Origin of the sequence: Mesorhizobium sp. Cs1321R2N1 (genome assembly GCF_037179725.1) — a bacterium.
Classification (GTDB): Bacteria; Pseudomonadota; Alphaproteobacteria; order Rhizobiales; family Rhizobiaceae; genus Mesorhizobium; species Mesorhizobium salmacidum.
In genome coordinates this window covers 22,623-37,323 of the sequence record NZ_JAPYKP010000024.1, presented here as the reverse complement: position 1 = coordinate 37,323, position 14,701 = coordinate 22,623, and the positions used below count along the sequence as shown (strand labels likewise).

Below are 14,701 nucleotides of genomic sequence, written 5' to 3'. Positions count from 1 at the left end.
GAAACATTAGGCACCGGGTGAAGGCCACGTCAACAAAGCTCTCGCGACTGTCCCCCGCTAACGCTAAAGTAGTCCCGCCTGCGGCATCACAAGACCGGCAAATGTGCACCCGATTTGTTGACTAAAAGCCCGCGCCTGTTATGTGTCGCGCACCCTTTTCAAGGGCTCTCCCAAGCCCCCAAACCCCCACCCTGGAGGTACCATGACGTCGCGTGAACAACATGACCGGATGGCCAATGCGATCCGTTTTCTCTCCATGGACGCCGTCGAGAAGGCGAATTCCGGCCATCCTGGCCTGCCCATGGGCTGCGCCGACATCGCCACGGTGCTGTTCACCCGCTTCCTGAAATACGATCCCAAGGCCCCGCACTGGGCCGACCGCGACCGCTTCATCCTGTCGGCGGGCCATGGCTCGATGCTGCTCTACTCGTTGCTGCATCTGACCGGTTACGAAGACATGACCATCGACCAGATCAAGCACTTCCGCCAGCTGGGCTCGAAGACAGCGGGCCATCCCGAATACGGCCATGCCACCGGCATCGAGACCACGACCGGTCCGCTCGGCCAGGGCCTCGCCAATTCGGTCGGCTTCGCGCTTGGTGAGCGCATCATGAACGCCGCCTTCGGCAACGACCTCGTCAACCACTACACCTATGTGCTGGCCGGCGACGGCTGCCTGATGGAAGGTGTTTCCCAGGAAGCCATCGCGCTTGCTGGCCACCTCAAGCTCAACAAGCTGATCGTCTTCTGGGACAACAACAACATCTCGATCGACGGCCCGGTCTCGCTCGCCGACAACACCGACCAGGTTGCCCGCTTCCAGGCATCCGGCTGGAATGCCAGCCATATCGACGGCACCGATCCGGAAGCGATCGCCTACGCCATCGAGGCCGCCCGTCACTCCGACAAGCCGACGATGATCGCCTGCAAGACGACGATCGGTTTCGGCGCCCCGACCAAGGCCGGCACCAACAAGGCGCATGGCTCGCCGCTGGGCGCCGACGAGATCGCCGGCGCGCGCAAGTTCTTCAACTGGGACTCGCCGCCCTTCGAGATTCCAGCCGACATCCTCGACGCCTGGCGCACCGCCGGTAAGGCTGGCGTCAAGGCGCGCACCGACTGGGAAGGCCGCCTCGCCAAGGCCGATCCGAAGCTGAAGGCCGAGTTCGAGCGCCGCACCGCGGGCAAGCTGCCGGCGAATTTCGACGCCGTCATCGCCGACTACAAGAAGAAGCTTACGGCCGACAAGCCGAAGGTCGCCACCCGCAAATCATCCGAGATGGCGCTGGAAGTCATCAACGGCGCGGTGCCCGAGACCATCGGCGGCTCGGCCGACCTGACCGGCTCCAACAACACCAAGACCAGCCAGACCAAGAACATCACGCCGGACGATTACGGCCAGCGCTACGTTCACTACGGCGTTCGCGAGCATGGCATGGCCGCTGCTATCAATGGGTTGACGCTGCATGGCGGCCTCATCGCCTATGGCGGCACCTTTCTGTGTTTCTCCGACTATGCCCGTCCGTCGATGCGGCTTGCCTCGCTGATGGGCATCCGCTCGATCTTCGTCATGACCCATGATTCCATTGGTCTGGGCGAAGACGGCCCGACCCACCAGCCGGTCGAGCACATGGCGGCCCTGCGCGCCATTCCCAATCACAATGTGTTCCGTCCGGCCGACGCCGTGGAGACTGCCGAATGCTGGCAGATCGCGCTCGAATCCGAAAAGACGCCGTCGACGCTGGCGCTGACCCGTCAGAACCTGCCGACCGTGCGCACCGAGTTCACCGAAAACAACCTGAGCAGCCTGGGCGCTTATGAACTCGCCGGCGCCAGCGGTGACGCCGCGGTGACGATCTTCGCCACCGGTTCCGAGGTCGAGATAGCGCTCGGCGCCCGCGAACTTCTGGAAAAGCATGGCCACCCGACCCGTGTCGTCTCGGTGCCTTGCTTCGAACTATTCGATAAGCAGAGCGACGCCTACCGCAAGAAGACGATCGGCGACGCGCCGATCAAGATGGCGATCGAGGCCGGCATCCGCCAGGGCTGGGATCATCTTATCGGCTCCGATGGCATCTTCATCGGCATGACCGGCTTCGGCGCCTCGGGCACCATCGAGCAGCTCTATCCGCATTTCGGTATCACCGCCGAGGCGGCCGCCAAGGCAGCGGAAGCTCGCTTGCACGGTAAATGACTTTGGGGGTCCGGCGAGATCGCGTGAAAAGCGGTTTTGCCGAACTGGCCTAACCTAATCGATTTAAATCCGGCCCGCTGCGGCTGGATTCTTCGCCCGTCCGCCGCTATGAAGCTGCGGACCAATCGTCTGCCTTCCAACTCCCAGGGAGAGAACAATGACCGTCAGAGTTGCCATCAACGGGTTTGGCCGCATCGGCCGCAACATCCTGCGCGCCATCCATGAGTCCGGCCGCAGGGACATCGATGTCGTCGCCGTCAACGATCTCGGCCCGGTCGAGACCAACGCCCACCTGCTGCGCTTTGACAGCGTGCACGGCCGTTTCCCGCATGAAGTGTCGGTCGACGGCGACCAGATCACCGTCGGCAAGGAGAAGTTCAAGGTCACGGCGATCAAGGACCCGACGCAATTGCCATGGAAGGAACTGGGCGTCGACATCGCGCTCGAATGCACCGGCATCTTCACCGCCCGCGACAAGGCCGCCGCGCACCTGACCGCCGGCGCCAAGCGCGTGCTGGTCTCGGCACCTGCCGACGGCGCTGACTTGACCGTCGTCTACGGCATCAACCACGACAAGCTGACCAAGGACCACATCGTCATCTCGAATGCGTCCTGCACCACCAACTGCCTGGCGCCGCTCGCGGCCGTCCTGCACGAGACGGTCGGCATCGAAAAGGGCATGATGACGACGATCCATTCCTACACTGGCGACCAGCCGACGCTGGACACCATGCACAAGGATCTCTACCGCGCCCGCGCCGCCGCCCTGTCGCAGATCCCGACCTCGACCGGTGCCGCCAAGGCCATCGGCCTCGTCCTGCCCGACCTCAAGGGCAAGCTCGACGGCATCTCGATCCGCGTGCCGACGCCGAATGTGTCGGTCGTCGACTTCAAGTTCATCGCCAAGCGGTCGACCACGGTGCAGGAAATCAACGAGGCGGTGATCGCCGCCTCCAACGGCAAGCTGAAGGGCATCCTCGGCGTCACCCATCACCCGAACGTGTCGATCGACTTCAACCACGATCCGCGCTCCTCGATCATGGCGCTCGACCAGACCAAGGTGATGGACGGCAACTTCGTTTCGGTGCTGTCGTGGTACGACAATGAATGGGGCTTTTCCAACCGCATGGGCGATACCGCCGTCGCTTTCGGCAAGACCATCGCCTGATCGAAGATCCGTCTTCTCGACACTCGAAACGCCCGGCTTCGTCCGGGCGTTTTCGTTTGCCCGAGCAGCAACGCGAAAATCAGCGGCGCTGGGCAAAAAACCACCCTCCCGCCTTGCACTGGTCACGCCTTCGCCCCACTCTGCCGTAAAGCCAGCAAGCAGAGGAATTCGAGGGGCAAATCACGGATGGAGCATGCGATCTATCTCGTCACGCTGGTCGGCACGGCGCTTGTTGTCGCCGCCGCGTTTTCGAGCCTGATCGCCTTCCGCTTCGGCGCCCCGCTCCTGCTCCTGTTTCTGTGCATCGGGCTCGCCACCGGAACCGACGGCCTCGGTATCCAATTCGACAACGCCCGCGTCGCCTATTTTGCCGGCTCCCTGGCGCTCGCCGTCATCCTGTTCGATTCCGGTTTCGGCACGCCGCTCAACGCCTTGCGGCAGGCGGCGGGACCAGCCCTGTCGCTGGCGACCTTCGGCGTGCTTCTCACCACCGGCCTGTTCGGCGCCGCCGCCTATTACCTGCTCGACCTCAGCTGGCTGGAATCCTTCCTGCTCGGCGCCGCCGTCGCCTCGACCGATGCGGCGGCGGTGTTCTTCCTGCTGCGCGCCGGCGAGATCAACCTGCGCGAGCGCGTGCGCTCCACGCTCGAGGTGGAATCCGGCACCAATGATCCGATCGCCATCTTCCTGACCATCACACTGGTCGAGATCATAGCCGCCCACGCCAATCCCGAAGCCAATGTCCTGGTCATCAATCTGATGCTCGGCTTCCTCGTCAACATGGGCCTCGGCGCCATCGTCGGCGTGCTTGGCGGCCTCGCCATCGTACGCCTGGTCGACCGGCTCAACCTCGACCATGGCCTGTTGCCGATCTTCGTGCTGACCCTGTCGCTGATGGTCTTCGCAGCCGCCGGCGCGATCGGCGGATCGGGCTTCCTGGCGGTGTATATCGCAGGCCTGATTGCCGGCAACTCCGACATCCGCGCCGTCACCATCCTGAAGCGCTTCCAGGACGGCATGTCGTGGCTGGCGCAGATCATCATGTTCCTGATCCTCGGCCTGTTCGCCACGCCCTCGCAATTTCCGGCCATCATGGTGCCTGCGGTGCTGCTTGGCCTGTTCCTGATGTTCGTCGCCCGCCCTGTCGCGGTCTGGCTCTGCCTGATCCCGTTCCGCCTGCCGCGTCCCGAAGTCGCCTTCGTCTCCTGGGTCGGCCTGCGCGGCGCCGTATCCATCCTGCTCGCCATTACACCGCTGCTCGGTGGGCTGGAGAACGGCCGCACCATCTTCAACGCCGCCTTCATCATCGTTCTGGTGTCGCTGGTCATCCAGGGCTGGACCGTCGGCCCACTGGCGCGTCGCCTGGGCCTGATCGTGCCGGCGCGGCTCGGACCGCTGGACAAGGTCGAGCTGGAACTGCCCGGCTCGGCGCATCACGAGCTCCTTGCCTATCGTGTGGCGCCGGGCAGTCCGGTGGCGCGGGGCGAGCGCATCCCGCGCTGGGCGCGGCCCTCGCTGGTGCGGCGTGACGGTCGCTCAATGCGTTTCCAGGACATGGGCCGGCTCGCCGCCGGCGACCAGGTCTACAGCTTCGTGCCCGACCGCTATCCGCGCCTGCTCGACAAGCTGTTCGCCAGCCGCGCCGTGGTCGATCCGGAGGATGCCGATTTCTTCGGTGCCTTCGCCGTCGATCCGGCGCGTTCCGCGGCCGAACTGGAAGCCGCCTATGCGCCCGGTCTCACCGAGGCGGAGCAGAAACAGACCGTCGGCGCATTGGTCACGGCGCGGCTCGGCGGCCATGCCGAATATGCCGACCGCGTGCTGCTCGGCCCGATCGAACTGATCGTGCGCGACGTCGACGACAAGGGCAAAATCACCGGTCTCGGCCTGTCTTTCGAGCCGACCGCGCCGGTGGCGCGCGTGCCTGTCTTCCTTAGCGCCGGTGAGATCGGCGACCGTCTCATCGCCTTTATCCGCGACTGGCGCAAGCCGGCTGAGGCGCGGGTGGCGGCGCGGGCGGATGACGCCCCCGAGCCGCCGGTCGAGAAGGCATCGGCCGAAAGCTGATACGGCAGACCGTTCGCACCGCCCCGACATACGGCGGGCGGTCTTCACCGACTATGTCCCCGCCCGTCTCAAAATTTCGCATCCGACCCCGGCCAAAGCCTTGCATCGCCGCCGATGCGGGGTATGGTCCCGGCGATTTTCAGACGAAAGGGACCGGCATGGCTGCCTTCAAGACACTGGACGATATCGGCAACATCAGCGGCAAGCGCGTGCTGGTGCGCGTCGACCTCAACGTTCCCGTCGCCGACGGCAAGGTCACCGACGCCACCCGCATCGAGCGCATCGCGCCGACCATCGCCGAATTGTCCGGCAAGGGCGCCAAGGTCATCCTGCTCGCCCATTTCGGCCGACCCAAGGATGGTCCTTCGCCCGAATTCTCGCTGGAGCCTATCGCCAGGGCGACCGCTGGGGTGCTCGGCCGCCCCGTCGGCTTCGCCAGCGATTGCGTCGGCGACACGGCGGGAAGCGCTGTCGCCGCCATGGACAAGGGCGACGTGCTGCTGCTCGAAAACACCCGCTTCTACAAGGCCGAGGAGAAGAACGATCCCGCCTTTACCGAACGGCTCGCCGCCAATGGCGACCTCTTCGTCAACGATGCTTTTTCCGCCGCCCACCGCGCTCATGCCTCGACTGAAGGGCTGGCACACCTGTTGCCTTCCTTCGCCGGCCGCACCATGCAGGCCGAGCTTGAGGCGCTGGAGAAAGGACTGGGCAACCCGGTGCGTCCGGTTGTCGCCATCGTCGGCGGCGCCAAGGTCTCGACCAAGATCGACCTGTTGATGAACCTGGTGAAGAAAGTCGATGCGCTGGTCATCGGCGGCGGCATGGCAAACACCTTCCTCGCCGCGCGCGGCACCGATGTCGGCAAGTCGCTGTGCGAGCATGACCTGGCCCCGACCGCCAAGCAGATCATGATCGAGGCCGCCGAAGCCGGCTGCGCCATCATCCTGCCGGTCGACGGCGTCGTCGCCAAGGAATTCAAGGCGGGTGCCGCCTGCGAAACCGTCGCCATCGCCGACGTGCAAGCCGACGGCATGATCCTCGATGTCGGCGCCAAGACCGTCACGACGATCGGCGAATGGATCGACCGCGCCGCGACGCTGGTCTGGAACGGTCCGCTCGGCGCCTTCGAGATCGAGCCGTTCGATCACGCCACGGTGGCGGCGGCCAAGCATGCGGCCGCGCGTACAAAGGCCGGCAAGCTGGTTTCGGTCGCCGGCGGCGGCGATACGGTGGCGGCGCTCAACCATGCCGGTGTCGCCGACGACTTCACCTATGTCTCGACCGCCGGCGGCGCCTTCCTGGAGTGGATGGAAGGCAAGCCGTTGCCCGGCGTCGACGTGCTCAAGCGCTGAGGCGTTCGGCGGCTCGCCAACAATCCGATCAACTCGAGGAGAGCCGGCGGCGGCGCCGGCGACTTTCAATCGATTCGAGCTTTCCGGCGTCATTCCTTTGGCGGTAGTGTTCTGCTAGGCGCAGATCAACCGGTTCAGGAGAAGCATGATGAGCGAACGTCTCGAAGACATTGCCGCCGCGATCGTGGCCAACGGCAAGGGCCTTTTGGCCGCCGATGAAAGCTCCGGCACCATCAAGAAGCGCTTCGACGTTATCGGCGTCGAATCGACCGCCGACAGCCGTCGCGATTATCGCGAGATGATGTTCCGCACCAAGGACGCGATGACCAGGTACATTTCCGGCGTCATCCTCTATGACGAGACCATCCGCCAGAAAGCCGCCGACGGGACGCCGCTGGTCGACATCATCAAGGCATCAGGTGCCATTCCCGGCATCAAGGTCGATGCCGGCGCCAAGCCGCTGGCAGGCTTTCCCGGCGACACCATCACCGAGGGCCTCGACGGGTTGCGAGAGCGCCTGGCCGACTATTACAAGCTCGGCGCCCGCTTCGCCAAATGGCGCGCGGTGATCGACATCGACACGACCAGGGGCGTGCCCTCGGCCACCTCGATCGGCGCGAACACCCATGCGCTCGCCCGCTACGCAGCCCTTTGCCAGGAAGCCGGCATCGTGCCGATCGTCGAGCCTGAAGTGCTGATGGACGGCGCCCACGACATCGGCACATGCTACGAGGTCTCGAAGGCCACGCTGACGAAGCTCTATGACGAGCTCTATGCCGCCCGTGTCGTGCTCGAAGGTACGATCCTGAAGCCCAACATGGTGCTCTCTGGCAAAAAGTCGGGCACGGTGGACAGCCCCGAGGAAGTCGCGGCAAAGACCATAAAACTGTTTCGCGAGACGGTGCCGGCGGCGGTGCCGGGCATCGCCTTCCTTTCCGGCGGCCAGGAGGACGAGGAGGCGACCGCCAACCTCAATGCCATCAACGCCATCGGCCCGCATCCGTGGAAGCTGACCTTCTCCTACGGCCGCGCGCTGCAGGCCGCCCCGCAGAAGGCCTGGAGCGGCAAGGCCTCGAACGTCGCCGCCGGCCAGGCCGCCTTCACCCACCGCGCCCACATGAACCACCTGGCGGCACTCGGTAAATGGAAGGCGAGCCTGGAACAGGCTGCCTGAAGACCCACTGCTGTCCCTTCCCTTCAAACCCGGGCCGACATGCCCGGGTTTTTCGTTTTGTCGCACCGGCCTTGGGGCAAGGCATTCGCATTCTTATTTCCTCTGGGCATTCCTGGCAGCGGCGATGTCGGCTTGCGCCCATCCCGTACGTCCTTGGGGTGCAGACAGGGAGAAGTTCATGCATCGCAACAAGGTCGTTTCGCGCGAAGAATGGTTCGAGGCCCATAAGGCACATCTGGCCCGCGAGAAGGAACTGACGCGGCTTCGCGAACGCATCGCGGCCGAGCGGCGGAAGCTACCTTGGCTGAAGGTGCGGAAGGATTATGTCTTCGAGACGGAACAGGGACCGAAGAAACTGGCCGATCTCTTCGCCGGCCGCAGCCAGTTGATCGTCTACCACTTCGTGTTCGCGCCAGGCTCAACGCATCACTGCGAGAGCTGTGCCTTCGTCGCCGATCACATCGACGGCGCCAACCAACATCTCAGGCATCACGACGTGTCGCTTGTCGTGATCGCGCGCGCGCCGCTCGCCGAGCTGCTGCCTTACAAGCAGCGCATGGGCTGGAAGTTCGACTGGGTGTCCTCTTACGCCTCGGACTTCAACTTCGACATGCAGGTCTCCTTCACCGACAGGCAGATCGCCTCCGGCGAAGCCGTCTACAATTTCGAAACACCCGTGTCGACGTCGAAGGACCTGCCCGGCACCACTGTCTTCTACAGGGAGGAAGCCGGCGACATCTTTCTGACCTTCATGTCGCGCGCCCGTGGCAGCGAGCAGTTCATCGGCGCTTATCAATATCTCGACATGGCGCCGAAAGGCCGTGGCGAGACCGGTCCTTATGGGACTTCGATGGATTGGGTGCGGTTGCACGACGACTATGGGAACCGGTCGCGGCAGGACGACGCCTGCCCCTAGCGCAAGCGCGAAAGCGCGTAGCCTTTCCCTTGCGGAATTGCGTGAAAACAAAGAGTTAGAGCGGCTCAGCGATTCTACCAATCGCTGAGCCGCTCCAGGGCATCGGCCGATGAAGCAGGGATCCGTTCACGCCGGCCAAAACATGCGCTAAGGCTGCCACGGATTGTTGCACGGTATTGCCATGGGTTTTCCGACCATCCTCACCTGGCTCGCCTTCCCTGTTTATGTCTGGCAGGGGTTGGGCGTGCGCCGCCGCACCTCGCGCATGCTGCCGGCGCAAGGACCGGTCAGGCACGATCTCGCCGGCAACGAGCCGGCGATCTCGCTGCTGGTGCTGGGTGATTCCTCCGCCGCGTCGGTTGGCATCGGCAATTCCGAAAACGGCCTTGCCGCGCAGCTTGCCGTCATGATTGCGCAGCGCACCGGCAGCGCTGTGCGCTGGCGTGCCGCCGGCTTCAATTCGGCGACGTCGGGCCAGATCCGCGACCACGTCCTGCCCAATCTGTCGGCCGATGCGTGGACGCATATCGTGCTTGCCATCGGCACCAACGACACCAAGAATTTTCATTCCGTACCGCGTTTCAAGAGAGAGTTCGGCGGCCTGCTCTATGCATTGCGCGCCAAATGGCCGGAGGCGCGCGTGGTATGGTCGCCTGTGCTGGAGTTCACGCGTGCGCCGGCCATGCCGTCGCTGCTCGGCAAGATCCTCGAGATCCGCGCCACCGCGATGAACCGGATGGGCGAACGGCTCTGCCTGGAACGCGGCGCGGTGCCGGCGCCGCGCCTGCCGATCACCAATCCCGAGGCCGGCTTTGCCTCCGACGGGTTTCATGCCTCGGAGGCCGGTTACCGGGCCTGGGCGGAACATCTCGTCGGCCCAGTGCTTGCGGACTGAAGCCGACGGCAGGTGTCGCGAGGGCCTATGTCAAATGCCCGAGCACGGCCGCCAGCGAAATTGCCGCCATGGCGAGCAATGCCAATTTCCAGAAATCGCCGCGACGTCTGAGCCCGGGCCAACCGAGCGGCTTGATGATCTGAATCACCATGAACCCGACAATGACAAGGGCGAGGAGTTTCGTCATGTAGCCTTTGACCAGCAACGCTGGCACCTGTCAAAGCGGTTCGTTCCGCCTCCGGGAAAGAAAAGGGGCCACGATCCCGAACCGGAACGCGGCGCCCGCCTTGACCGCGCAGCGATCTATCTCAGCGGCTTGAGGCCGGCCTCGATCGAGGCGCGTTTTGCCTCCAGGAACGGCGGCAGGGCAAGGCTTTCGCCGAGCGTCTCCAGCGGCTCATCGGCGGTGAACCCCGGCCCGTCGGTGGCGATCTCGAACAAGATGCCGTTCGGCTCGCGGAAATAGAGCGAGCGGAAGTAGTAGCGCTCGACCTCGCCGCTCGACGGCAGCCGGAATTCGGCCAGGCGCGCCGTCCATTGATGCAACGTCTCCTGGTCCGGCGCCCTGAAGGCGACGTGGTGAACCGCACCGGCGCCTTGCCTTGCGGGCGCCAGCCCAGGCTGCACGGCCACATGAAGCTCCGCCGCCGGCCCGCTCGCGCCCATCTCGAAGACGTGGACCTGGCCCTCGCCGTCCGGCGAGGCATAATCACGCGCCTTGCGCATGTTCATCACCTCGGTCAGCACCGCCTCGGTGTTGGTGATGTCGGGGACACTGATCACGATCGGCCCGAGCCCGCGGATCTGATGCTCGGCCGGCACCGGGCTTTGCAGCCAGGGATGGCTGCCGCCCTCGCCGTCATCGCTGACGAGCCGCAGGCGCTGGCCTTCGGGGTCCTCGAAATCCAGGCTGGGGTAACCGCCGATATCGGCAATCTCTCCTGTCGCGATGCCTTCGCTGGCAAGGTGCTGCTTCCACCAGGCAAGGCTCTCCCGGCTGCCGACCCTGAGGCTGGTCCGCGCGATGCTGTGCGTGCCACGCCGTTCGCGGCCGACCGGCCAGTCGAAGAAGGTAAGGTCGGTACCCGGCGTTGCCTCGCCGTCGGCATAAAAGAGATGGTAGGCCGAGGTATCGTCCTGGTTCACCGTTTTCTTGACCAGCCGCAGCCCCAGCACCTTCGTGTAGAAATGAAGATTGCCGGGCGCATTGGCGGTGATGGCGGTCAGATGGTGAATTCCTGTCAGTTGCAAGCTCATGGTCGTCTCCCTGTTTTTGGGGGAAGAATTTTCTCCTTTCATATCAGAACTCCGGTCACCTCGCTGAAGGCCGCCTATCCCGACGGTTCGCCACCAGGCGATGAACAATACGGCCCCGATTAGCCTGATCCTGGTGAACGATCCGCAGCCGCATGACCTGCCACGGCAAGAACGGAACTGTCGTCGCACGACCTGCCATCCTCCTGACAGACTGCTGTCAGCAGGGGTGTGCGATACTGTCTCCAGTTAGAGAGAGGAGATTGGTCATGAACGGTTTTACCATTCTGCGCGGCATGCAGCATTATGTCGGCAAGATCCGCACGATGCGCAACGAGATCCGGACCCAGCGGTTCATGAATGCGCTGCCCGCCGACATTCGCAAGGATATCGGCTGGCCCGACATGTATGCCGAGCGTCGCCATCACGGCAATTGAGACGAAATTTTCAACGCAGCAGTTGGAGGCTGGCGCGTCAGCACCCAGATATTAGGTCCGGCGCGCGAGGGATGGAGCGAGCTTATGCCCGATCGGAAGACAATCGGCTTTCTGTTCATCGAGGGTTTTGCCGACTGGGAATATGGGCTGCTGGCGGCCTCGGCGGTCGAATGGTTCGGCGCTCGCGCCATCTCGGTTACGCCCGAAGGCAAGCCGGTGACCGGAATCAGCGGTTTTCGGCTCACACCAGACCGGTCGGCCGGCGTCGATGAGAATACCGATCTCGATGCCCTGGCCGTCATCGGTTCGGACCAGTGGGCGGGCAAGGCGCCGCCGGATTTATCCGAACTGCTGACGACCGTCGCGAGGCGCGGCGGTGTCGTTGGCGGGATTTGCGCCGGGACGCTTGCGCTGGCCCGGGCCGGTATGTTCGAGAATGCCAGGCATACCAGCAATGGCCATGACTGGATCAACCACCACGAGCCCGGCTATGCCGGCGAGGGCAATTATCAGGACGTGCCGCATGCCGTGGCCGACGGCAGGATCGTGTCCGCGCCGGGTTCGGCGCCCGGCACTTTCGCCCTTGCCTTTCTGCAGACGCTTTACCCGGAAAAAGGCGGCGATCTCGCACAGATGCGGACGCTCTTCGCCAAGGAGTATGCTGAAGCCTCCTGACAGTATGCTGTCAGGAGGCGCGTGCGATGGTGGGATGATGCGAATGGCCGGCCGAGAGGACGATCAATGAAGAACTGGAACGACAGGCTGAATACGCCTGGCATCAGCGGCGTGAAGCCCACGCCGCGCACGGTGGGAGACGTCGTCGAAGGCCAGCCGATGCTGGTGCCGACCGCGCGCCAGGTCGATGATTTCATCCGCTCTATCCCTGAAGGCGTCGGGATGGACGTTCGTGCGCTACGCACGGCGCTTGCCATCGAGCACGGCGCCGAAGTGACATGCCCGGTCACCATAGGCTATCATCTGCGCACGATCGCCGAGGCGGCCAAGGAGGATTTCGAGCGCGGCATGACGCTCCGCGACATCGCTCCCTTCTGGCGCGTGCTCGATGCGAAGACGCCGACAACGAGGAAACTGTCCTTCGGCGCGGAATTTGTTGCCGCGCAGCGCAAGCGCGAAGGGCTGAAACCGTAATGCATGTCACGTGGAAGTGGATCCGGTCCGGGAGCCACGGCATGCATGGGAAGAACACTGGGGAAGCAAACGATGCGCCGCGCCGACAGGCTCTTTCAGATCGTGCAGCATCTGCGTGGTGGCCGTCTGGTCACCGCCCAGAAGCTAGGCACATGGCTCGAGGTTTCCGAGCGAACCATCTATCGCGACATAGCCGACCTGCAGTCGACGGGCGTGCCGATCGATGGCGAGGCCGGCGTGGGCTACATGATGAGGGAGGGTTTCGACCTTCCGCCGCTGATGTTCACGCGTGACGAGATCGTGGCGCTGGTTGCCGGCGCCCGCATGGTTCGCGCCTTTGGCGGGGCTGCCATGGCGCGGGCCGCCGACGAAGCGCTGGTCAAGATCGGTGCCGTGCTGCCCGATGCCGAAAAGGACCGCATCGCCCGCACCGAGATCCACACGCCGATGTGGGTCGTCAGCGACGCCGCCCGCGAGGCGATCGACCTGATCGAACGCGCGGTCGAAAAGCGCCAGGTGCTGACCATCGACTACTCCGACGAAGCCGGCCGCGGCACCGCGCGCGATATCAGGCCGCTCGGCCTGTGGTTCTGGGGCAAGGTGTGGACGCTGGTCGCCTGGTGCGAGATGCGCGATGATTTCCGCGCCTTCCGCATCGATCGCATCGCCTCGGTGGTCATCGCAGGGCGCATCTTCAAGCCGGAACGCGGCAAGCAGCTTGCCGATTTCTACCGGGCGGTGGAGCGCAGCGAGGATTACGGCATGGCGCCGGACCGCGCGGCGCGAAGCTGACGGTTTCTTCCTTCTCCCCTTGTGGGAGAAGGTGGATCGGCGCGCAGCGCCGAGACGGTTGAGGGGTGTTCCAGCGGAGTGAGGCGTCGGCGTTCCCTGGAACACCCCTCATCCGACCGAGCTTCGCTCGGCCACCTTCCCCACAAGGGGAGAAGGAAGAGCCGACGCCTATTCCTCGTCGTCCGTGTCGGTATCCTTCGACTTCAGCGCCGACAGCTTGGCGAACACGGCGTTGGCATCGAGCTCCGCATCCTCGTCCTTCGGCTTCTCCGGCGCCGGCACCAGCCGCTCGGTCAAGGCCGCCGGCAGCAGCGTGTCACCGACCGGTTGCGCCTGCTCGCGGCCACGCGAGGCGCGGTTGACTTCCATGTCGAGGTCGATCTGCGAGGCGAGACCCAGCGTCACCGGGTCCATCGGCTGAAGGTTGGCCGAATTCCAGTGCTTGCGTTCGCGGATTTGCTCGATCGTCGACTTGGTGGTGCCGACGAGGCGCGAAATCTGTGCGTCCTTGAGTTCGGGATGGTTGCGCACCAGCCACAGGATGGCGTTCGGCCGGTCCTGGCGCTTCGACAGCGGCGTGTAGCGCGGCCCCTTGCGCTTGGATTCCGGCACCCGCACCTTGGGGTCGGAAAGCTTCAGGCGCTGGTTCGGGTCTTTCTCGGCGCGCGCGATCTCGTCGCGGGTCAGCTGCCCGGTCATGATCGGGTCCATGCCCTTGATGCCTTGCGCCGATTCGCCGTCGGCGATCGCCTTGACCTCGAGCGGATGCAGCCCGCAGAACTGCGCGATCTGCTCGAAGGAAAGCGCGGTATTGTCGACCAGCCAGACGGCGGTCGCCTTGGGCATCAGCAGCGTATTGGCCATGTGCAAAATCCTTCTCGTTCGCCCGCGTTCCCGCGCGGGCGGTGGTTTAGAGCCACCAAAATGGGAAATTCGCGGTGTGTATAACCGTTCCCTGCCCGTTTCGCAACGTTTTTGGAGAAGCTCGCCGGAAACCGCGAACTGGCAGGCGCGATTTGCCTCCGCCGCTATTCTGCTCCCAAAAGACAAAACCCGCCGGACAGGGTCCAGCGGGTTCGGAACCGGCGACGACAAGCGTCTACATCGGCTCTGCATTGCGACCCCTGCCTTGCGGCGGGGCCGCGCTTGCAATCAGATCGCCTGGCGGGCGATCCTCTCAATGTCGGCGCGGTTGATGCCGAGGTCGCTCAGCTGACGTGCGTTGAGGCGGTTCAGTTCGCGAACGGTCTCGTTGTACATGCGCCAGTTACGGAAAGCGCGGATCGGGTTCATGGTAGTC

General features: G+C 64.3%; 15 protein-coding genes. 11 read left to right on the top strand and 4 right to left on the bottom strand.

Features of this window, described 5'->3' with window-relative positions; translation table 11 throughout:
• The first annotated feature begins 202 nt into the window (after positions 1–202).
• The 7 genes from tkt (at position 203) to O7A61_RS09435 (ending at position 9,769) form a co-directional block, all read left to right on the top strand.
• Positions 203–2,194, top strand: coding sequence for a transketolase (gene tkt / locus O7A61_RS09465; RefSeq protein ID WP_337129480.1), 1,992 nt, complete (start codon positions 203–205; stop codon positions 2,192–2,194).
• 157 nt (positions 2,195–2,351) lie between these two features.
• Entirely contained in the window at positions 2,352–3,362 is a 1,011-nt protein-coding gene (gene gap / locus O7A61_RS09460; RefSeq protein ID WP_027141887.1) for a type I glyceraldehyde-3-phosphate dehydrogenase, read from the top strand.
• 186 nt (positions 3,363–3,548) lie between these two features.
• Positions 3,549–5,429 carry a potassium/proton antiporter gene (locus O7A61_RS09455; protein WP_337129478.1) on the top strand — a complete coding sequence of 627 codons (1,881 nt, stop codon included), beginning with the start codon at positions 3,549–3,551 and terminating at the stop codon, positions 5,427–5,429.
• Positions 5,430–5,587: 158 nt separating this feature from the next.
• Positions 5,588–6,784: a phosphoglycerate kinase gene (locus O7A61_RS09450; protein WP_337129477.1), complete on the top strand. Its 1,197-nt coding sequence runs from the start codon at positions 5,588–5,590 to the stop codon at positions 6,782–6,784.
• Positions 6,785–6,932: 148 nt separating this feature from the next.
• Complete coding sequence (locus O7A61_RS09445; protein ID WP_337129476.1) at positions 6,933–7,958, top strand: class I fructose-bisphosphate aldolase; 1,026 nt, start codon at positions 6,933–6,935, stop codon at positions 7,956–7,958.
• Positions 7,959–8,136: 178 nt separating this feature from the next.
• A complete protein-coding gene (locus O7A61_RS09440) occupies positions 8,137–8,874 on the top strand; it encodes a DUF899 domain-containing protein (RefSeq protein WP_027141883.1) in 738 nt (245 codons plus the stop codon).
• A gap of 181 nt (positions 8,875–9,055) precedes the next feature.
• Positions 9,056–9,769, top strand: a complete 714-nt coding sequence (locus tag O7A61_RS09435; RefSeq protein ID WP_337129475.1) for an SGNH/GDSL hydrolase family protein — start codon at positions 9,056–9,058, stop codon at positions 9,767–9,769.
• Between the two features lie 25 nt (positions 9,770–9,794).
• Here O7A61_RS09435 and O7A61_RS09430 read toward each other — a convergent pair whose 3' ends face one another.
• Together O7A61_RS09430 and O7A61_RS09425 are read right to left on the bottom strand one after the other, a co-directional pair.
• Positions 9,795–9,974, bottom strand: coding sequence for a hypothetical protein (locus tag O7A61_RS09430; RefSeq protein ID WP_210242231.1), 180 nt, complete (start codon positions 9,972–9,974; stop codon positions 9,795–9,797).
• Positions 9,975–10,072: 98 nt separating this feature from the next.
• A complete protein-coding gene (locus O7A61_RS09425) occupies positions 10,073–11,026 on the bottom strand; it encodes a ring-cleaving dioxygenase (protein ID WP_337129473.1) in 954 nt (317 codons plus the stop codon).
• A gap of 266 nt (positions 11,027–11,292) precedes the next feature.
• On the opposite strand from O7A61_RS09425, the gene O7A61_RS09420 reads away from it, so the two are divergent.
• The 4 genes from O7A61_RS09420 (at position 11,293) to O7A61_RS09405 (ending at position 13,401) form a co-directional block, all read left to right on the top strand.
• Positions 11,293–11,460, top strand: coding sequence for a hypothetical protein (locus O7A61_RS09420; RefSeq protein WP_015315361.1), 168 nt, complete (start codon positions 11,293–11,295; stop codon positions 11,458–11,460).
• Between the two features lie 84 nt (positions 11,461–11,544).
• The gene (locus O7A61_RS09415) at positions 11,545–12,135 is read left to right on the top strand and encodes a DJ-1/PfpI family protein (RefSeq protein ID WP_337129471.1); all 591 of its coding nucleotides are present in this window, start codon (positions 11,545–11,547) and stop codon (positions 12,133–12,135) included.
• A gap of 66 nt (positions 12,136–12,201) precedes the next feature.
• A complete protein-coding gene (locus tag O7A61_RS09410) occupies positions 12,202–12,609 on the top strand; it encodes a hypothetical protein (protein WP_337129468.1) in 408 nt (135 codons plus the stop codon).
• A gap of 72 nt (positions 12,610–12,681) precedes the next feature.
• A complete protein-coding gene (locus O7A61_RS09405; protein ID WP_013529238.1) occupies positions 12,682–13,401 on the top strand; it encodes a helix-turn-helix transcriptional regulator in 720 nt (239 codons plus the stop codon).
• Between the two features lie 168 nt (positions 13,402–13,569).
• Here the strand turns inward: O7A61_RS09405 and O7A61_RS09400 are convergent, their stop codons facing one another.
• Entirely contained in the window at positions 13,570–14,265 is a 696-nt protein-coding gene (locus tag O7A61_RS09400; RefSeq protein ID WP_015315358.1) for a DUF1013 domain-containing protein, read from the bottom strand.
• 288 nt (positions 14,266–14,553) lie between these two features.
• Positions 14,554–14,694 (bottom strand): DUF1127 domain-containing protein, encoded by a 141-nt coding sequence (locus O7A61_RS09395; RefSeq protein ID WP_064987068.1) that lies wholly within the window; start codon positions 14,692–14,694, stop codon positions 14,554–14,556.
• Positions 14,695–14,701: the final 7 nt, after the last annotated feature.